The organism is Gulosibacter sp. GYB002 (assembly GCF_036577665.1).
Lineage (GTDB): Bacteria > Actinomycetota > Actinomycetes > Actinomycetales > Microbacteriaceae > Gulosibacter > Gulosibacter hominis.
Map to the genome: position 1 here is coordinate 106,652 of NZ_JARBDD010000002.1, position 19,565 is coordinate 126,216.

Sequence of the window (19,565 nt, forward strand, 5' to 3'; positions counted from 1 at the left end):
GTTCCTTTCTTGGGTGGGCTGTGGGGCGCGGCTACCTTCGAGATGCGGGGGAGCGGCGCTATTGGGAGGCGTTGGTTGGACGGTTCTGGGTGCTTGATGGTTGCGCTCGAAGATAGGCGCGCAGGGCGTCGCCATCAGCGTCGAGATCGGGTGCACCGACGGCGGGGATCGGGAACTCGGGTGTGTAACGCACGGGGTGGCGGATGCCACGGCTGGTGTGCCCGTCGCGTTCGAGTTCAACGACGGGGTCGATTCCCACTTCGCGGGCGAGCTCGATGCCTTCTGAGATGGTAGCGACCCGGCCTACTGCCAGGCCGAGGTCAACGAGCCGGTGTTCCCACTCGTCTGCGGGTGCGGCTTGTAACGCATCCTCAAGGATCGGTCGCAGTGCTGCGCGGTGTTTTACACGGGCTGGGTTGGTGGCGAACCGGGTATCGGATGCAATGTGTGGGATACCGAGCTCGGTCACGAATTTCGTGAACTGTGGATCGTTGCCGATTGCCACGGCGAGCTGCCCTTCGCGGCACGAGAGTGTTTCGTAGGGGCAGATCGACGGGTGGGTGTTGCCGAGGCGTCCGGGTTCGACACCGGCGCCGATGACAGCCTGCGCCTGGTTGGCGAGCGCGGCTTGCAGACTCGACAGCAGGTTCACTTCGACGAGTGTGCCGACACCGGTGAGGTCGCGTTGGCGCAGGGCGGCGAGCACGCCGATGGTGAGGTCGTGGGCAGTGAGCAGGTCGACGAGGGCGACGCCGACTTTCATCGGGTCGCCGTCGCGTTCGCCGGTGATGTGCATGAGGCCGCCGAGCGCCTGGATGACGAAATCGTAGCCGGGGCGGCCGTGGCCGGCGCCGCTCGACCCGAATCCGCTGACGCGAGCGATGATGGCTCGCGGGTTGAGTTCGTGGATCTCGGCATTCGAGAGCTGTGCGCGGTCGAGCGTGCCGGGGAGAAAGTTGTCGACCACAATGTCGGCTTCTCGCACGAGGCGGCGAGCGAGTTCAATATCGTCACGGTCTTTGAGGTTGAGGGCGATTGACTGCTTGTTTCGGTTGACCGATTGGAAGTAGGTTGCCATGCCCTCGTTGTCGTAGGGCGGGCCCCAGGCTCGGGTGTCGTCGCCGTGTTCGGGGCGCTCAATTTTGATGATTTTTGCACCGAGGTCGCCGAGCGTCATGGTGGCCCAGGGGCCAGCGAGTACGCGCGAGAAGTCGGCGACGGTGATCCCGTGTAGGGGTGCGTGGGGAGGTGGCGTTGTGGTCACTGGTTCTCCGTTGAAGCAGGTCGCAAATGCGGGCGGCAGCTTTGGCGCGCGGGTCGAGTAGTTCTTCTGTAGTTGGCAGTCTAGGCCGGGATCGCGAATGGTGCACGCTGTGGTATCTCCGGCATCTATCACATTCTTCTCTCTGTGGAATATTTTCCAGCAAATTCACAGCTTGAGGTGGTTGGGATGCGCGGTTTCCTGAAGGGTCTGTGAACTCTTTTGTTGTTCTAGGTCTGGTTGCTGTTGAAAAATGCCTGATCAGTGCACAATAGCCTGGTGTCTGGTGAACACTGCGCGTTGAACAGGCGCGTTAGTATCGCCCGCGGATTCACTCATTGCATTGCAGATCAATACGAGAGGGGGCGCAGTGGGCGAGTTGTTTACACCAGCACCGGGCACTGGGGTCGCACAACTTCTCGGTGTTGATGCCGCAAAAGCCTCATTCGAACGCGCGTTTGCGCGTGCGACCGGGGCAGAGGGCGCCTCGACCAGCGTGCTGGTTACCGGCACGGTCGGGTCGGGGAAGACTTCGCTGCTTCGGTGGGCGGCTGGCCGTGCGGATGAGCTGGGGTGGGCGACACTGTTCATCTCGGTGCATTCGGGAATCCGTGAGCGAATGCTCGATGACGAACTGCCGCGTCTGCTTATTGATTGCGCGGGTCCGATGCGGATGTCACGCCTGAGCGCGCGAGCGGCTGAGGTGTTGAACTTCAGCGGTCACGTTGGTGAGGGTGAGACGGCTTCGATCTATGAGCAGATTCGTGTGCTGTCGGATGTGCTTGTAGAACAGCAGCGGGGGCTATTCCTCGCACTGGATGAAGCGCATCGTGATGCGGGCGAGGGGTATGACGAACTTCTCGCCGAGATCGACCGGGCAGTTGCCGAAGTGCCGAACTTCGTGGTGGGTATTGGTGCCATGCCCGAGTTCACTGAGCGCATCTTCCGTGATCGAGTGCTTCGACCGCGCACCAGTGAAGACTTCGTCAAACTGGGGTGTCTGGCGCATGTTGACGCGGTGCAGCTGCTGGAACGCGGCTTTGCTGCGGCTGGCTTGAAAGTCAGCGCGTCGAGCGTTGACCTGCTGGCGCGTTTTTCGGCCGGCTATGCGCCGATGCTGCAGGCGATGGGGTCGGTGCTAGCTGAAAGTGTCAGCGGTGAAGTACCGACGCCGTCGGAGCTGAATCAGGCGGTGGCATTCGGCTACCGCATCGTGCACCGCCTGTATTACGTGCGCCTAATGCGCGAACTTCCTGCAGCTGATCTGCGCTTGCTGCGTGAACTGGCGGATGCCGGGGTGCGGGTGAGCGGTGATGGCGCTGCGGTGTTGTCGGCGGCGCCACTGTCGTTGATTGCGCTCGCGGATGGGATGCGTGAATCGGCCGATGTGGTGCGGGCGCAGTTGACGCGGTTGGTGACACACGGGGTTTTGGTGCTTAACGAAGCTGACCAGGCGGAGGTTGCGCTACCGATGCTGCGTGAATCGTTCGTCAGTGAATCGTTGCAGGATGCCGCGCCTGTGCGACAGATCAATGAGGGGAGGCGCTCATGACCTCGTTATTTACTCCGGCCGCGAGCGATAGCCCCGCGGCATTGCGCGAGGCCGATGCGTTCGGCGGGACGATCCTCACGGCGGCGTCCGCGCTGCAAATCAACCCTTCAGAATCGAGAAATCAACAAACTCCGGGAGAAAAAATGGATATTGAAAAAGCACTTCGCGAGGGGTTCGAAACGGTGGTTAAGTCGAACCCGGTTGTTAACACCTACGAAACGGTACGAGGTGTTGCTACCGCTGAGAATAATGAGCAGCGCGTGGATGCCCTGAAAGAGGGGGCTGTCCGTTCGACCCCTGTGGGAAACGTCTACCAGGGTGTGAAGGAGTACCAAGACGAGGTAAACGAGGGTGAGCGGCCCGCGCACGAGAAGCTTCGTCCTCACGAAGCGGAGATGCTAAAGGAGCGGGGAATCGACGTCGACCCTAGTGAAGTCGACCACTCGCAAGGCACAGTTCATCGCGAACCGGGCGAAGAGAAACCCGAGCTCGAGGGCACTGGAATTTATGCTCACCAGGCTGAAGACGCCGCGGCTGCTTCTGAGGTGGCCAAGGAACTGCGTGACAATCCGGAGCCTGGTAACGGTGTCCTTTACGTCGACTGCGACGGTGCAGACGGTGGCTGGGACGAGTTTAACAAGCAATACGGTGTTACACCGACACCCGCTATGCAGGAGAAATTTGACGATCTTTCAAGGAGCGGGGCTCGCCAAACCGACGTTTCCGGCGGGCTCGGTGTCAGCGGCTCAGCGGGTGCCGGTAAAGGAGCAAGCCTTGGCGTTGACGCCAGCGGTGAAGTGGGCGAACGTAATCGCCCAGACGCCGGTGATTCTGCACGTGCCGATGAAATTCGAGACTCGGCGCTCGGCAACGCTGATTTTCCTTACTCGATTGACCACATCAGAACTTCGGCGGTTGCGAATGCTGAGAGTGGTGAGTCAACGACTCTGATTCTTGACAATGGCGACTCGCTGACTCCCGAGCAGCTTAAGGAGATCGACAAACTCTCGGCGGAACTTCGCGAAGAACAGGGCGTTGACTTCAACGTCGTGGTCACTGGCGTCGAACATCGGGACGAAGACGGGAACCCCCAGGAACTCGGGGAATACCTTCGTGCCAACAGGCTGAATGTCGACCAGGAGAACCCGATCCCTCCGCATCTGGACCCTGACAAGGACAAACCTGGCCCTGAACAGCCGGATCAGGATGACCGGGATGAGGACCGGGACCAGGATGACCGGGATCAGGATGACCGGGATCAGGACAGGGACCAGGACAGGGACCAGGACCGGCCGGATCAGGGTGACCGGGATGAGGACCGGGATGAGGACCGGGACCAGGACCGGGATCAGGACCGGCCGGATCAGGGTGACCGGGATGAGGACCGGGATCAGGATGATCGGGATCAGGATGATCGGGATCAGGACCGGGATGAGGACCGGGACCAGGACCGGGATCAGGACCGGCCGGATCAGGGTGACCGGGATGAGGACCGGGATCAGGGTGACCGGGATCAGGATGAGCCGGATCAGGACCGGGATGAGCGTCCTGAGGATTCGCGTCCTGAGGGGGATGAGCGTCCTGAGGATTCGCGTCCTGAGGGGGATGAGCGTCCTGAGGATTCGCGTCCTGAGGGGGATGAGCGTCCTGAGGATTCGCGTCCTGAGGGGGATGAGCGCCCCGAGGATCCGCAGCCAGAAGACGGCGTTCAGCAGCCCCCGCATGAATCAAACCCCGAACAAGCACCACACAGTGAGCTGCCGCATACCGAGCGCCCGACCGTCGAGATCGGCGACGAAAACTACACGCCCGCTTACGAAGCACGTGTAGAGGGGTACATGGAACAGATGCAAGAGCTCTCTCCTGAAGAGCTCAAGACACTGATGGCGGTTGACCGAGGCGAAACCGTAACTGAACAACAGCTGGCCGAGCGCACCGAAATCAATGAAACTCAGATGGATGTGTCGATCTGCCCGAAGCTGGAGAACGAAGGCTACGTGGTCCGCGACGACCAAGACAACACGCAGCTCGCAGACGACGCAGTGTCTACCGCAGCGCTGCGTAGCGGTCTCGACAGTGATAACCCTGAGCTTCAGGCCCACGCCGAAAAGATGATTGACCTGCACAATCAAAATCGTCTTGAACTGGGTGGTCAGGCTCAGGCTCAGCCTGAACCGGCCAGCCAAGCAGCCCCTGCGTCGCAGATGCCCGATCTGCCGCCGGTGTCACAGCCCCTCTACCGCCCGGACGAGAACCCTGGCCAGGTCTCGGCAGAGCCCTACCAGGGTGGCGCATCCTTCCAGAACGCAGCCGCACCGGCGCCGCAGCCAGGTGCTCCGGCCCCTGCCGGCGAAATGCCCAACCCGAACGGCTTCGGGTTTAGCACCAGCACGGAATTTGTGAACGGCACGCTCACGTCGCAGACATCGTTCAACACGCCCCTGGGCGGTGCGCAGGCATCCGGCTATATCGGCCAGCAGGGAATTGGATTCGACGCACACGGGATCCCTGCCGGCCAGCCGATCGGTGACATCCCGGCTGCCGCTCCGGCACAACCCCTCGACGCAGATCAGCCTGTCGAACCCGCTCAGCCGATCGAGGCAGGTCAACCAGACGAGATTGCAGCGCCCGCCGAACAGTCGGCCGCGACTCCCGATCAACCGCCGGTGACGACCAGCTATGACCTGGACGTCGAGCTCGAGGCCGAGGTGAACGTCACGTACGAACAGACCACGTACGAGCAGCCGCAACCTGAGCTCGACCAGTCGACTCCGGACCAGTCGGCTCCCGACCAGTCGACTCCCGACCAGTCGGCGCCCAGCCAGACCACTGATCAGCAGGGCGCTGCAGATCAGCAGGGCGCAGGTCAAGGCGACGGCGGCCAGGGCGAAGCCACTGCCGATGCCCAAAACCAGGGACAGGTCGGCGCCGCCGATCTCGCCGCCGATCTCGCGGCCGAAGTCGATGGCGAAACCCAGGCGATCGAGAACCCGGCCGCGACTCAGGACCAGCAGATTCAGCAGAAGACGCTGTCGGTCTAACCTCTACCGCAAACCAGTACCCGGGCTCGGAACCGTTCACGAACTCGGTTTCGAGCCCGGGTACCATGCGCACCACAACCCCTCAGCACTCATCGGATAAGCGAAACGAACTATGGGTCTTACAGACGAACTCAGCCGCGGTAACATGCAGCTCCTGCAGGGAGCGGGCCGTATGGGGCAGCAGGTGCTGCTGCGCTACGCCATGCAAAACGATGGCAAGCAGACGATGCAAGACATCATGCAGGGCGGCAAAGAAATATCGCAGCAGGCCGAGCAAATCTTCGACCGTGGGCAAGCAATGGTTGACCGCGCACCAGGCGGAGCTCCAGGGATGCCTGGCGGCGCCGCCCCCGCAGCGGCAACCGCTGAGAGTGGCATGCCGCCCTCGCCAGCAGCGTTCGGCGGCGAAGCATCCTCCGGTACGCCCGCGATGCCGCCACTGCCACCCGCGACCGCCGGTGCCGAGCACCAGGCCCCCGCGCAAGACATGCCACCTCTGCCACCCGAACCGGCAGGGCAACAGCGCGCTGCCGATGAGCAGCCGGTCGACCAACAACCGGCGCCACAAGACCCCGCGCCCGAAAACGCATCCCCAGCACCCGAAACCCCAGCACACAGCACCCCAGCACACGAAACCCCGGCCGATGCCGAACCGCAAAAGGTTGTGGTCGATGACATCCCCAACAATGACGTCGGCGGTGTGCCCGCAACCCAGCTGACCAGCGCCGAACTCGACGCCTACCGCACCGAGTTCGCACAGTACAACGTGCAATTCGACTACGAACAGGGCGCCGATGGCAGCCTTGAGATGACATTCGCGAGCAGTTCCACGGCCGAACTCGCTTACGGGCTCGATCAAACCTCGATGACGCTGGGGCACGAGCCGCAACTCAGTGGCGAACAGCTCACCAACGAGGCAGCCGCTTTGGCACAGCAGGTGTCACAAAACGACCCCGCCTTCAACAACCCCGACCTCTACCTCGATATGGGGATGAACCGCTAGCCCCACATGCCCACGCACGAGTCAAACCCATATCCCATCAATCCGCGCTGGCGAGCACGGAAACTCGACCCTGCTCGAATGACCCCGTTGACCCGGCAGCAGCTGCGCAACGAGGCAGAGACGAACACCACCCGCGCAGCCGAGACCCAAAACGAAACCGGCGACCGGTCACTCGAAACACTTTCGGTCACCGGCGACGAGCTCATAGACCAAGCAGACGACTACGGTGAAGTGGTAGCGGCCCAGCATCTTGCCCAACACCAACAGCGGCTGGCGCGCGAGCAGCATGTCTTGGATGAAGAACGGCTCGAGCATGAACGCCTGCAGAGCGAACATCATCGCCGACCCGAACGCACGATGCACAGGAGGGGTGACGAACAGTGAAGCCACGCACATTCATTCTGGGAGTGGTCTTGGCCGCGGTCGGATTTTGGGCCGGAGACAAGATCAGCTATCAGGTGCGCGCCGATATCGCCGCTGGTGAAAAACCCACTGATGTCGCCCAGCAATTTTGGTTCGACCTTCGCAACCCGCTGCACCTGTCATTCGACCAGTTTGATCTCATCATCGGTGCCTCGACGGCGTTCATCCTGCTGCTCATCCTGGCCTATCAAGCAACCAAGAACCGCAGCACCCGCGCCGGCGCCGAGCACGGTTCATCCCGCTGGGGAAACGCACGCGATATTAAACCGTTCGTCGACGCCGACTACCGCCAAAACCTGCTGTTTAGTCGCAGCGAACGGCTCAGCCTCGACTCGCGCAAAACGCAGCGCAACCAGCACGTCATGGTCATCGGTTCGAGTGGTTCGGGTAAAACCCGCTACTACGTGCAGCCCAATATTGCGCAACTCAACCAGTCGTATGTAGTTACCGACCCCAACGGCGAAATCATGCAGGCCACCGGCGCCCAACTCGAAGCCGCCGGCTACAAGGTGCGTTCGCTCAATCTCGTCGACTGGTCAAAAACCGAAACCTTCAACCCGCTCGCCTATTTCAGCCCGGAACAGGCCGAAGTCGACTGCATGATCCTGGTGCAGAACATCATCTCGAACACCACCGGTAAAGCGGGCGACAACACCGGCGGCTTCTGGGAGAAGGCCGAGCGCGCACTGCTCACCGCGCTGGTCGCCTACGTGTACGGACGCAAGGGTGCCGACGGCACCCTCAACGATGTCACCGAACTCCTCGCCAAAATGCAGACCTCTGAAGCACAAGAGGGATTCATTTCGGAGGGTGACAAGGTGTTCCTCGGGATGAAAAAAGTGCTCGACAAGCACGACCCCAACAACCCCAAGAACGCCAATCGTGAATACGACGACTCAGCCCGCACCACGCTACGCATGTGGCAGTTTTCGTGGAGCCAGTACAACATTTACACCCAGGGTGCCGGCGAGACCCGAAAGAGCGTGCTGATCAGCCTCGGTGTGCGGCTCGGCCCCCTGCACATGCCGGCACTATCGCGGATGCTGTCGGGTAACTCGATCGAAGCAGCCAAAATTGGTGAAGAACGCACCGCAGTGTTCCTGATCATCCCCGACAGCCACGAGACGTTCAGCTTCCTGGTATCGGTGTTCTACGACATGTTTTTCCAAAAAAACATCGCCCTCGCCGACACCCTTCCCGGCAAACGCCTGCCGGTGCCCATCCACTGCTACATGGATGAGTTCGCGAACATCGGCAAACTGCCAAGCTTCCACACCAAAATCGCGGTGATGCGTAAACGTGGCATCGCGGTGAGCGTGATCATGCAGAACTACGCGCAGGGGAAGTCAATCTACGGCGACGACTGGGAGACCATCGTCGGTAACTGCGACTCGAAACTCTTCCTCGGTGGTGACGAAGAATCGACCACCAAGTGGATCGCCAACCGGCTCGGTAAAGAAACCATCAACCAGCGCGACGACACGCGCCAGCGCGGCGGGCAGGGCTTTGGCAGTGCCTCGCAGATGTATCGCAAAATCGGTCGCGAGCTGCTCACTCCCGACGAAATTGCGCGCCTTGATGGTGGCGAGTGCCTCTACATGCTGCGCGGTGTGCCACCGTTCCGCAGCAAAAAACTCAAACCCGTGCCGAGCGGTTCGTACGAGTATGTTCCGCTCGCCGAGCGGCCCACCGAATCCGAGCCACCGAAGCCTCCGGCTGCGTCGACCACTGCGCCAGCTGCCGGTACCGTGCCCGCTCAGCCCGCGCGCCAGCCAGCGCCAGTAGCAACAGCACAAACACCGGTGACCACGAACTATGTGCAGCCCCAGTCAGTGCGCAACGCCCCGGTGACCCCATCCGACCGGGCCCAGCTTGCCGCCGCCAGCGCGCGGGCGGCAGCTGCAAGCACCCAGCCGCTTCCCACCACTGGCCAACGAACGCCAGCACCTGCCGGGGTCGCCGCACCCGCCGGTGTAGCCGCAGGCACCGGTGCCGCGGGGCCGCGAGGCTAAGTCGGCACGCGCATCCATCAACACAGCAGTGCGCCCGACCGATTCATATCGGCTGGGCGCACTGCGCTGTGCAGCTCGAATGGTCAGGGGCGGCGCGGTGTTGGCCGTAATACCTCGGCGTCGTTCTCGGAGTCGATGACACCGCCCAGATTGGAGCCCCAGCACCACGGCTTGTCGTGCCCCTCACGCACCGCGCAGGTCGTGAAACGGCTGCCATACAGATCGGTTACTTTCGCCGAGCTGCCGAAATCAACTTTGGTGGGCTCCATTGGATCACCCGACTGACCATTACCGACCTGGCCGACGTTGTTGGATCCCCAGCACCACACCTCGTCATTGCTCGACGCGCAGGTGTGGCTCTCGCCCGCCCACAGGTGCTGCACCGGTTTGTCTGCGAGCGCGGCAACCTCTGCCGGCGTTACCGAAGCGCCGTCTTTTTGACCGGTCTGCCGCCACTTGTTATTTCCCCAGCAGGTGACGCCGAGACCATCCGTGGCACAGGCGAAATGCACGCCAGCCACCAGGTCGGTGACCTCACCATCAAACTTGATCTCGCTCGGCCCGGGTGCTTTATCGTCACCCAACCCGAGGGCCCCGTTGCGGTTACTGCCCGAACACTGCACTGCATTTCCGTAGGCAGCACAGTCAAACGATTCGCCCGCGGCACGAAGCCGCTGAGTGTTGGTGGGACGAGCCGAAGCCGAATTGGGGGCCTCGGTGCTGCCCGGGTCGGCCTGCTGCGCCGCTTCTTGCGTTGGTAGCGGAGCCGCATCCTGCGACGAAGTATTGCGGATCACCGACACCGCGGTCACGGCACCAGCGAGCACCACCAGCGCCAAACTCCCCGAAATCAGGGCGGCACGGCGGGCCGGATTTCGCCGGCGCGGCCCGCGCTGCACTGATTTTGCGTTGCGCGTTCGAGCTGGTCGGGGATGCGCTGCCTTGCCAGTCCGGCGCGGTTTCTCGACCGGTGGCGGCGGTGGCGGTGTGATGTTGCCCGAGTGCAGCTGGCCGAGCTGCGCGAATGCCCAGCTGCGAAGCTCTGGATAGCAATTGGGATGCTCGCCAAGCGCCATGAGCGCCTCGTCATCGAGCACATGCGGGGTTTGCGCGATTCGGTACAGACCCTCGGCATCCACTGACGGGCTAATCACTTCGCAAAACTCTTTCTTCTAGAGGCCGGTTGGTTCGGCCAGGCCAACAATCTCTGCCGATCCGTCATTGTGCATCTTGACGGTAAACATCCACGTAGCCTGGCCGTAGGCAACTGTTTCGCTATCGCCGCCCTTGGGTAGATGCAGCGTGTATTTCACAGGCTGGGCGATGTGGAGTAGCTCGGCTGAATCATCGGCGCTACCGGCAAGCGTTGCCTCCGGGATGTCGTCGACAGTCACCGAGGCACCGGAAATCTCGGTCATGGATGCAGCAAACGGGCTTTCGTTGACGAGATCTTCGGGAATCCACTTCGACACCCGGTTGCGTCGCTCGGCCGCAGTTTCGCCCTGTTGCCACGGCGCGAGTTCGGCTGCAGCGTCATGAACCAGTTCGGCTGCCTCGTCGGGGATTTCGGTGATCACTCGGGAATAGTCGTTCATGCCGTCGGGTGCGTTTGGACGCAGTGTCGAACCGATCCGCGGATTCGGGGCGGCGCTGCTGTTCGAAGGCGCCACGGTCGCCGGCGTCGCGCCGTCTGTGGCTGCGGCGTCGCCACCAACACGCGCACTCACAAACCACACAACAAAACCAACGAAAGCGATCAGCAGGATACCGACCAGCATCCCAATAATTACCCGGCGATCAGACCCCCGCACGCTGTCTCCTAGTACCAGTGCGGGTCGTTCGAGTTCCAAAACTCGAGCGCCGCGGACGGGCTGCCGTAGGTGTCTTTAATGTATTGGAGACCCCAGTCAATCTGCGTGGCCGGATTTGAACGCCAGTCTTCACCCGCCGAAGCCATTTTTTCGGCCGGCAGTGCCTGCGGAATGCCGTAGGCGCCGGAGCTGGGGTTTTCAGCGTTCCACCGCCATCCCGACTCGCCCTCCCACAGGCGGGTCAGCGCTACCATTTCGCTCTCATCCCAACCGAAATCGGCCAGCCGCGACCGGGCATAGTCACGGGCATCCTGCGGGCTGTAAAGCTGTGAGGTGACACCAGCGCCGAGCGCATTACGCACCGGATTGGCAGCGTTGGTTTTGAACACCACGCCACCCTGAATGAACGAAGCGACCTGTTCGGGTGTGTATGTCTGCTGGTAGTAGTGGTTTTCGCCGTAGTGCTCGGTCAGGATCGAGCCGTCCTCGTTGCGCACCGCCACATAGGCCACGTGTCCGTAGGGGCCGCCGCTACTGCCGGCACCGACGTATCCGGCTGGAACCGAAAAAATATCGCCGGGCCCCGGTGTCGTGGTGACCTCCCAACCCGGCATATTGCCCGGCAGACCCCAGTCTTTACCGTCACCGCCGAGCGGGGTGAGATCGCCCCAGGTGTACGACCACGGTTCGCCGTACGAGCCCTGGTCACGGTTGATGCGCCAGGCAACAAAGTCGGTGCAATTGCCGTAGGCGTAGCCCATCGGCGACATTCCCTGGCCGAAATTTTCGGGGTAGGGGTAGTCGTCGAGCCGGCTTGCGGCCGCGGCAGCTGGCACCGAATTGTTCTGCAGCGCCACCAGCGCATAGCCCGTACCCACCAGCAGACCGATCATGACCAGCACCGTGATGACCGCCGCGGCAATGGCTGAAAATGCTGCCGTAACCGCACTGGTAACTACCGACGTGACGGCACCGGCGGCCGTCGTCACCGCCGATGTTGCGGCGCTCACAGCACCGGAAACCGCAGTGGTGGCGGCCCCGGCGGCAGCGCTGGCAGCACCCGAAACCGCAGCGGACGCGGCCGTTGCGGTGGTGGTAGCGGCTGCGCTCGCGGCGGTGGCGGCGGCAGTGGACGCAGCGGTTGTGGCGGCGGTGGCCGTTGCGGTGGTAGCGGCCGTGGCCGCGGTAGTGGTCGCCGTAGTTGCAGCGGTTGTGGCCGCGGTTGTGGCTGCCGTGGCGGCTGCCTGCGTGGCCATAACGCCGGCCTCGGTGGCCCGTTGCACGAGCACCCGACTGGTTTGTGTCGCCACAGTGGTGGCTCCGCGGATGCTGCTGCTCACGAGCGTGGTTGCAGTCTTGGATGCGGCCTGCACGCTGGTGGCCACCGATGACTCAACGATGCGCTGCTGGCCACGCACCTGAATCATGGCGGTTTGAGTGGCCGTATTGGCACCCTGATGCACCATCATGGTGCCGCGCGAACCCGCAGCTAACACATCGCCGTGGCCGCCCTCATCATCCTGTTGCCCGCTCTGGGCCGAGCCGACGCGGTTAATCAACGAACCAACTGCCATACCGCCCTGGAATGCGGTCATAGCTCCCGCTTTGATCGCCTGCTGCCCCTGCTCAGCCGCCATCCGGAAACTCTCACGGCTGATCTCAGCGCTCTGCTGGAAGCTCGCATGAACGAAGTCTTGCGAGCCCGCCACAATCGGTTCGGTAACCGAATGTGAGAGGTCGTATCCGCTGCCGGCTGGTGAGTTCATCGGCGATTTTGCTCCTGGAACTTCGTTGTAAACAGGCGGTACATATCGGTGCTTTCAGGGATGGTGCTGTCGAACGGGATCGTTGCCGTCCCCATCCGGAAAAGGCCGTGACCGCTCGAGACATTGCGGAAGTATGACGATTCCTGCTGGCTGAACCCAAACAGCTGTTGCAGCGCGCGGGCATCGGTTTCTTTTTGGTTGAGCAGCGCGAGCACATCCGAGTTGGCGAGCATCAACCGTGCGCGGTCGTTCAAAAGGAGCTCTTCGATGTTTTGCGTCAACCCCGTGGGATTTAGGCCGTATTTACGGGCCCGCTTGAAGACGCTCTGGAAATAGCGCGCAGCGTATTCATTCGCGAACAGTACGTGGAACTCATCCACATACAGCCAGGTGACCCGACCACGGGCGCGGTTACGCACCACACGCGACCACACCTCTTCGAGCACCACGAGCATGCCGAAAGTGGTCATGTCTTGGCCCAGTAGCGAAATATCGAACAGTGTCAGGCGATTGTCGCGGTCGACGTTCGTCGGCAGCGCAAATCCCGAGAACGAGCCCTGCGCGTAGAGCTCGAGCGAGGTCGCGATCTGCTGCGCCTCGGGCTCGGGCTGGGCTCGCAACGCATCGAATAGGCTCCGCAGCGTGGGCTGCTCGCGAGTGCGCGGTTTGGCCGATTGGAACTCGTTATACAGCTGCGATGCGGCTCGGTCGATGATCGAGCGGGCTGCCGAGTTGAGACCGAACTGGCCGCCGATGAGCACCTCGCACATCGAGAGCACGAACTCGCTTTTGCGGCGCACCGGGTTGTCATCCATCTGGTCATCCACCAGCTCCATCGGGTTGATGGCTGAGGTCGAACCAGCGTGAATTTCGATGCGCTGCCCGTTGAATGCTTCGACCAGCGGCACATACTCGCGTTCGGGATCGATAATGATGACATCGTCATGGGGGCGGCTTGCGAGCACCTGCGCGATCTCGCTCTTGCCGAACATCGATTTACCAGCGCCCGAGGTGCCGAGGTAGAAGGCGTTACCGTTCATGGTGGCCTGTCGCGAACCGATGATGAGGTTGCGCGACAGTTTGTTGACGCCGTAGTAGAGGCCACCCTCATCGAGCAGTTCTTGCACGGTGAATGGCACGAGCACCGCAACACTCGCGGTGGTGAGCGTGCGGAAAAGCGGCAGATCGCAGCGCCCCAGGGGGAGGGATGCATTGAGGGCGTCTTCGTTCATCCACTTGGTGGTGACAAATTCACACGAGTGGCGGCGGCCAACCTCACGGACGCGGTCGACGCGGTGCACGAGCTCTTCTTTGCTGGGGGCCTGCACCATCACGAGCATCGTGGTCGAGAACAGCTTCTCGTTTGACTGTTCGAGCTGGCGGCGCAGTTCGACCGCTTCTTGGTGTGCGCGGCGCAGCGAGTGCGGGACGAGGTCGGCAGAATAGCCCTGTTTGGCTGCCCGCTTCTGCTCGTTAGCGGTTTGGATTTCCATATCGGCGATGCGCCGGTTCACGTGCAGGAGGCCCTCACCCGGATCGAAGGGGCGGGCGTGCAGCGAAATAGCAATGTTGGTGTTGATTTCGGTGAGATCGCGGATCAGCTGGTCTGATAGCCACGCCGGCAGCCGGTCGAGAAAGAGAATCTGTGCGTAGGTGTCTGATTCGCTCGAAAGGCACACCGTGTTCGGGTCGGTGAAATCGATTGCCCAGGGCGCCACCACGTCTTTGGTGGTGATCCCCGAAACCGCCATCGATGAATAATCAAACTCGAGTCGACTTTCGGGACGCAGCAGGCTGTTGAGAATACCGACGCGACCGTATCCCGAAACTATTTCGGCCTTGCATCCACCAACCGCGCGCAGGAAGGTGATCGATTCGTTGGCTAGCCGCATCAGCCGGGTGTGTGCCGACTCGTAATTTTCGGCATCGATCGTGATGGTGGCGTATTTTTCGGTGACGGTGTCGTTGCGGCCCTCAGAGAGCCGCCAGTCGATCATGTCGTTATATTCGGCGCGGTACGAGTCGAACCCGTCGCCGCGGTATTCCATTTCGACGGCGCGACGCAGCGCGGCACGGTCGACGCGCCGGTTAATCACGCTGATCTGCAGGCTTTGGGATGCATCAAACGAGTTGATCCACTGTGCGTAGCGTTCTAGCAGTGCCTCCTGGTGCTCCCGCGCGGCCATCTGATAGTTGATATCGCCGAGTTTCAGTGTGATCGAGTAGCGGCGGTCGTCGAGCACGCAGATGCCGCTTTCGGTGAGCCCGAGGTAGGCGAGTGCATCCTGGGCGGTGTTTCGCGTGCGGCGCGAGTACGACTGCTTGTCGCGTTTTTTGTTTTGTGAACGCTTCGAGTCGCTGTCAGAGTTTGTGTGGTCGGTTTCGTGGTTATCGGCCACACTCGACGACTTCGTTGCGGTTTCGCCGCGTCGACTGAACGGGAACACCGTAGTCCTTTCGTTGTTCGTCTACCTGCCAGATCGGTTCTTGTGCGTAGATGCGCCGTTTTGAGTTCCATTGGTGCGCGAGCACATAACCCGCGTATTTTTCAAAAGGGAGCCCGCGTGGGCGTACCCAACCAAATGCCCCAAACGGAACGGCGATGAGCGCCGCCAGCCACTGGCCTAGGTCTTTCATATTGAGTACGTAAAAAATTGCGAAAACACCGCCGCCGAGCACCAGAGCGCATATGGCACACGCGAGTTGTCGCCAGCTCATGCCCATCATGACTTTGGCCTGGTAGTCGGTGATCTCTTTGTAAACCTTGACTTCGAGCGCCATGACTAACCTGCCTGTCCCACGATTGATTTCGCGAGCTTACTCGACCCGATGACGACGAAAATCATGAGGATCGCTGCCAGTGATACGGGCAAGACTGCTTTCAATGCCCAGCCCGTCACGGTCATCCCCATTGGGCCGATTTCTTGTGGGTCGGGGAATACTGCAAAGCCGCCGTATTGAATCATCAGCTGGTACAGGTAGATGCCGAGTATTAGTGTGGCGCCCTGCAGCGAGACGGAACCGTAGGCGCGCAGGTATCCCACCGCAATACTTTTTGTTTCTGGATGCGCGGCGAAAGCGATCGGCAGCGTCGCGAATGCGGTGAGTGCGTAGATTTCGATGAATCGGAAGATGACCACTGCCTGGGCGACGATTACCGCGAGCCACGAGATGATGAACGGCAGCGCCAAAATAATCAGCACCGGGATAGCGTTCAGCATGTTCAGGTGGGGTTTGATCTGATCGCCGAGCTTGCCTGAGGCCGTGGTCTCCGGGGTGGATGCGGATGCCGCAACGCCCTGGCTGATGGTTTCGGTGACGCCGCTGATTGCCTGCAAAATCTGCGGTGCGTATTGCACTGCCACGATGAGCAGCACGAATTTGAACATCGTGCCGGCGATGATGCGCACGCCGATCTGGCCGTCGCCCTCAAATTTGGAGGCGTTGCGGGCGAGCTCGACCACAAGCATGAGCGAGAGGATGACGGAGGCGACCGGACGAACAACGGTGTCGGCAATTTGTCGCATCGCCTCGTAGGCGACCGGGCTGGCTTCGGAGATTGGCGTCATGGCACCCTGGCCGATTTGGCCGAGGTGGTAACCGCCAACGGCGTTGAGCAGCTCAACGACGATGGAAATGATTGGGTTGTCCATGGAAACGCCTCTTCGCTCGAGAACTTTGGCGGGGATGCACCCGCCCTGCCGAGAACGCCGAAAGCGTTAGACGGTGACTTGGCTGAACAGCTGCGCCGCAGCGATGATGAGGCCACCACCGACGGTCTGCCAAACGCCCGACTGCGTTTGCGGTCCGTTCTGGTCTTTCAGACCACCGGCGAGCGTAATAACACCCCAGACGGCCCACAGACCGCCACCGATGGTGGCAAAGGTGACAAACAGGCCCAGCAGAGTGTTGAGCATCTCCATATTGAAATAAACCCTTCCTAGCGTTTAGGCGTTGATGCGGCGGCGGGTGCTCACGACGGTGAGTGACATACCTGCAGCCAGCAGGGCACCAGCTGCACCACCGATTAGCAGCATCGAGTCGTCTGCACCGGTCTCAGCGAGTTTGGGCTGGGGGGCAGCGCTGGTGTCAGAAGCAGCATCCTGCGAGTCGTTCGGCGGCGTGGCGGTGTCGTTTTCTGCTTCGTCGGTGTCGGATTCGGTCGCGGGTTCTTCAGCTACCGGCGGGGTGGCGGGGGCAGTGCCGGGGCCGGGGGTTGCGCCGGGGCCGGAGTTGCCACCGCCGGGGTTGCTTGGCCCGGGTTCGTTCGGCTCAGGGTTATCGGTTGGGTCGGTGGGGCCGGGTTCGTCGCCTTCACCGGGGGCGGGCTCGTCGGTGTTGTCGTCGTTGCCTTCGCCGGGGTTCGGCTCTACGGTTTCGTCACCGTTGTCGCCACCTTCGCCAGGGCCGTCTTCGCCCTCGCCCGGGGCGGGTTGTTCGGTGTCGCCACCGTCACCTTCGCCGGGGTTCTGGCCGCCTTCGTCAGGGTTTGGTTCCTCGCCGCCGTCTTCGCCGGGTGCGGGTTGTTCGGTGTCGTTGCCGCCGTTGCCGGGCTCGTCTTCGACAATGCCGCCGCCGTTGCCGGGAGCCTGCTCCTTGTCGTCGTTCTCGCCGGGTGCGGGCTGCTCATCAGTAGCCTGCATGAGGTGGAACGATGCAACGTTTGCGTCGGCAGCGGGTGTTGCTGCGACGTCTTCACCCTGCTGAAGTGAGGGGAGTGCAAACGCTGCGGCAGCGGTCAAAGTGATGAGGTCCACGATCAACTCCGAACTAGTTGGGAAGTCTTCCCCGCGCGGTTCACGTAGCGGGTCCGGGGGAAGAGTCTTACTAGTCGAAGTTAACAGCCGGCGAACTTTGCTTGCAGGTGTTGAGTAAATGCTGATGCGGATAGCTGGTTCTACGGTGATATCACAGGGGAGTTGGGTCACTGAAGTATGCGGGAATACGGCGTCCTTGGCTCTCCAGTCGGTAAACCTCTAAAACTAGAGTATTATTGGAGGTGGCTTTGAGTGCCCACAGGGTTGTGCGCACTTAGAAGTTCGAACTGGTCAACGCTGACCTTGAAAGAGAGAACGAGATGACTCAGCAAACAACTGTCGGGCACGAAACTGTGCTCGACCACTCTGAAGAGTTCAAACGAGACATGGGATTTTGGGGCAATCTAGCCCTGGGCTTCACGTACCTATCTCCGGTGGTGGGTGTCTACACGACACTCGCCGCGTCGATTGCGATTGTTGGCCCGCCGGCGTTCTGGATGATTCTCGTTGCCGGCTTCGGTCAGTTGATGGTTTCGCTGGTCTTTGGCGAGGTCGTCTCGCAGTACCCGATTGCCGGTGGCGTGTATCCGTGGAACCGTCGCCTGTGGGGACCCAAGTGGGGCTGGTTCAGCGGGTGGGTGTATGCCATCGCAATTTCAGCGACAATCGCATCCGTTGCCTACGGTGCTGGTCCGTTCTTGGGTGCTTTCTTCGACATCGAAATGGATGCGGTAGCGAACGTTATTATCGCGCTGGTGATTATCGCGCTGGCCACGCTCATTAACTTCGGTGGTACGCGACTGCTCGCAAACGTCGCCTTCTTTGGATTCGTGGCCGAAATTATCGCGACCATTGTCATCGGTACCTGGCTGTTGATCGGTGGTCGCAAGCACGATCTCAGTGTGCTGGTAACCGACTTCCGTCCCGAGGCGTTCCAAGACAACACCCCGTTCATCATCGCGCTCGGGTTCGCTTCAATTGTTGGTATTTACCTCTTCTACGGCTTTGAAGCCTGCGGCGATGTGGCTGAAGAAGTGAACAACCCCGGCAAGGTGGTTCCGCGTGCGATGCGGATGACGATCTACGTCGGCGGTATCGCCTCGGCATTCATTGCGATCGGTCTCATTTTGGCGGTACCCGATTTCACCGCGGTGATTGAGGGTACGGCAACTGACCCCATCGGTGAACTCTTCGTTTCGGTGTTCGGCGTGACCGGTTTCAAGGTCGTGCTCGCGGTGGTGCTGATTTCGTTCTTGAGCTGCCTCATCTCGCTGCAGGCCGCTGCCTCGCGTCTGCTCTACTCGATGGGCCGCGACAGCCAGCTACCCGGGTCGCACCTGCTCAAGCAGTTCAATGCTCGCCGCGCTGTGCCGCCGTACGCGCTTCTGGCTTCGGGCGCCTTCCCCGCGCTCGTGGTGATCATTTCGCTGCTAAGTGAAGACGCATTGATCGCGATTATTTCGTTCTCGTCATTCGGTGTGTACTGCGCGTTCTCGATGGTTGTGATCGCGTCGATCCGGGCCCGTATGCGCGGCTGGCAGCCGAGGGGTCAGTTCAAGCTCGGCAAGTGGGGATGGATCGTCTCGTTCGCGGCCTTGAGCTGGCAGGTTTTCGGCATGTTCATCGTGCTCCAGCCGGGCGAAGGGCCCTGGTATCAGGCCTGGCTGGTTGGGCTCTCGAGCGTCGTGGTGCTGGGGATCGGCCTGATCTACATGGTTGCGGCGAAACCCTACAACCGTGCCAAGAGTATGGCCGGCGATGCTGCGACGGGTGTGGTTGACACCCGCGCGATTGACCCCATTGCTCCATCAGAGGAACTCGTCGACCTGGCAGTCCGCCTCGACGGTGGTAAGCCGCACCTCTACGAGGACCGTAGCCCGCAGCAGTAGCTAGCGAAACAATCGGGGTCACCACTGCTTTGTTGGTGGTGACCCCGATG

15 protein-coding genes are annotated in these 19,565 nt (G+C 61.4%); 6 read left to right on the plus strand and 9 right to left on the minus strand.

The features are described 5' to 3' along the window. Positions 1–58: 58 nt before the first annotated feature. A complete protein-coding gene (locus PV375_RS01715) occupies positions 59–1,264 on the minus strand; it encodes a CaiB/BaiF CoA transferase family protein (RefSeq protein WP_332105876.1) in 1,206 nt (401 codons plus the stop codon). Between the two features lie 367 nt (positions 1,265–1,631). On the opposite strand from PV375_RS01715, the gene PV375_RS01720 reads away from it, so the two are divergent. The 5 genes from PV375_RS01720 (at position 1,632) to PV375_RS01740 (ending at position 9,292) form a co-directional block, all read left to right on the plus strand. Beyond that, positions 1,632–2,813 (plus strand): ATP-binding protein, encoded by a 1,182-nt coding sequence (locus PV375_RS01720; RefSeq protein ID WP_332105877.1) that lies wholly within the window; start codon positions 1,632–1,634, stop codon positions 2,811–2,813. Further along, positions 2,810–5,854, plus strand: a complete 3,045-nt coding sequence (locus PV375_RS01725; RefSeq protein ID WP_332105878.1) for a hypothetical protein — start codon at positions 2,810–2,812, stop codon at positions 5,852–5,854. The genes PV375_RS01720 and PV375_RS01725 overlap by 4 nt, the downstream gene beginning before the upstream one ends. Before the next feature lie 112 nt (positions 5,855–5,966). Next, complete coding sequence (locus PV375_RS01730) at positions 5,967–6,857, plus strand: hypothetical protein (protein ID WP_332105879.1); 891 nt, start codon at positions 5,967–5,969, stop codon at positions 6,855–6,857. A gap of 78 nt (positions 6,858–6,935) precedes the next feature. Further along, a complete protein-coding gene (locus tag PV375_RS01735; protein ID WP_332105880.1) occupies positions 6,936–7,241 on the plus strand; it encodes a hypothetical protein in 306 nt (101 codons plus the stop codon). Continuing rightward, positions 7,238–9,292: a VirD4-like conjugal transfer protein, CD1115 family gene (locus PV375_RS01740; protein WP_332105881.1), complete on the plus strand. Its 2,055-nt coding sequence runs from the start codon at positions 7,238–7,240 to the stop codon at positions 9,290–9,292. The genes PV375_RS01735 and PV375_RS01740 overlap by 4 nt, the downstream gene beginning before the upstream one ends. Positions 9,293–9,375: 83 nt before the next feature. Here PV375_RS01740 and PV375_RS01745 read toward each other — a convergent pair whose 3' ends face one another. From PV375_RS01745 to PV375_RS01780, 8 genes are all read right to left on the minus strand, one after another. Further along, a complete protein-coding gene (locus PV375_RS01745) occupies positions 9,376–10,446 on the minus strand; it encodes an RCC1 domain-containing protein (RefSeq protein WP_332105882.1) in 1,071 nt (356 codons plus the stop codon). A gap of 18 nt (positions 10,447–10,464) precedes the next feature. Continuing rightward, positions 10,465–11,103 carry a hypothetical protein gene (locus tag PV375_RS01750; RefSeq protein ID WP_332105883.1) on the minus strand — a complete coding sequence of 213 codons (639 nt, stop codon included), beginning with the start codon at positions 11,101–11,103 and terminating at the stop codon, positions 10,465–10,467. An 8-nt stretch (positions 11,104–11,111) separates the two neighbouring features. Then, positions 11,112–12,869: a CHAP domain-containing protein gene (locus PV375_RS01755; protein WP_332105884.1), complete on the minus strand. Its 1,758-nt coding sequence runs from the start codon at positions 12,867–12,869 to the stop codon at positions 11,112–11,114. Continuing rightward, complete coding sequence (locus PV375_RS01760) at positions 12,866–15,316, minus strand: VirB4-like conjugal transfer ATPase, CD1110 family (protein WP_332105885.1); 2,451 nt, start codon at positions 15,314–15,316, stop codon at positions 12,866–12,868. Before PV375_RS01760 ends, PV375_RS01755 begins: the two co-directional genes overlap by 4 nt. Then, complete coding sequence (locus PV375_RS01765; RefSeq protein WP_332105886.1) at positions 15,258–15,650, minus strand: PrgI family protein; 393 nt, start codon at positions 15,648–15,650, stop codon at positions 15,258–15,260. The genes PV375_RS01760 and PV375_RS01765 overlap by 59 nt, the downstream gene beginning before the upstream one ends. Before the next feature lie 2 nt (positions 15,651–15,652). Beyond that, on the minus strand, positions 15,653–16,522 hold the full coding sequence (locus PV375_RS01770; RefSeq protein ID WP_201517649.1) for a hypothetical protein: 870 nt from the start codon (positions 16,520–16,522) through the stop codon (positions 15,653–15,655). A 66-nt stretch (positions 16,523–16,588) separates the two neighbouring features. Continuing rightward, positions 16,589–16,786, minus strand: a complete 198-nt coding sequence (locus tag PV375_RS01775) for a hypothetical protein (protein ID WP_230972667.1) — start codon at positions 16,784–16,786, stop codon at positions 16,589–16,591. A gap of 30 nt (positions 16,787–16,816) precedes the next feature. Further along, positions 16,817–17,626 (minus strand): hypothetical protein, encoded by an 810-nt coding sequence (locus PV375_RS01780; RefSeq protein WP_332105887.1) that lies wholly within the window; start codon positions 17,624–17,626, stop codon positions 16,817–16,819. A gap of 320 nt (positions 17,627–17,946) precedes the next feature. Here PV375_RS01780 and PV375_RS01785 point away from each other — a divergent pair, with 320 nt between their 5' ends. Next, complete coding sequence (locus PV375_RS01785; RefSeq protein ID WP_332105888.1) at positions 17,947–19,515, plus strand: APC family permease; 1,569 nt, start codon at positions 17,947–17,949, stop codon at positions 19,513–19,515. Positions 19,516–19,565 lie beyond the last annotated feature (50 nt).

What these genes read in the sequence shown, in the direction of transcription:
- PV375_RS01725 (WP_332105878.1), top strand. Translation starts at nt 2,810, where the DNA reads ATGACCTCGTTATTTACTCCGGCCGCGAGCGATAGCCCCGCGGCATTG.
- PV375_RS01730 (WP_332105879.1), top strand. Translation starts at nt 5,967, where the DNA reads ATGGGTCTTACAGACGAACTCAGCCGCGGTAACATGCAGCTCCTGCAG.
- PV375_RS01735 (WP_332105880.1), top strand. Translation starts at nt 6,936, where the DNA reads ATGACCCCGTTGACCCGGCAGCAGCTGCGCAACGAGGCAGAGACGAAC.
- PV375_RS01755 (WP_332105884.1), bottom strand. Translation starts at nt 12,869, where the DNA reads ATGAACTCACCAGCCGGCAGCGGATACGACCTCTCACATTCGGTTACC.
- PV375_RS01765 (WP_332105886.1), bottom strand. Translation starts at nt 15,650, where the DNA reads ATGGCGCTCGAAGTCAAGGTTTACAAAGAGATCACCGACTACCAGGCC.
- PV375_RS01770 (WP_201517649.1), bottom strand. Translation starts at nt 16,522, where the DNA reads ATGGACAACCCAATCATTTCCATCGTCGTTGAGCTGCTCAACGCCGTT.
- PV375_RS01775 (WP_230972667.1), bottom strand. Translation starts at nt 16,786, where the DNA reads ATGCTCAACACTCTGCTGGGCCTGTTTGTCACCTTTGCCACCATCGGT.
- PV375_RS01785 (WP_332105888.1), top strand. Translation starts at nt 17,947, where the DNA reads ATGACTCAGCAAACAACTGTCGGGCACGAAACTGTGCTCGACCACTCT.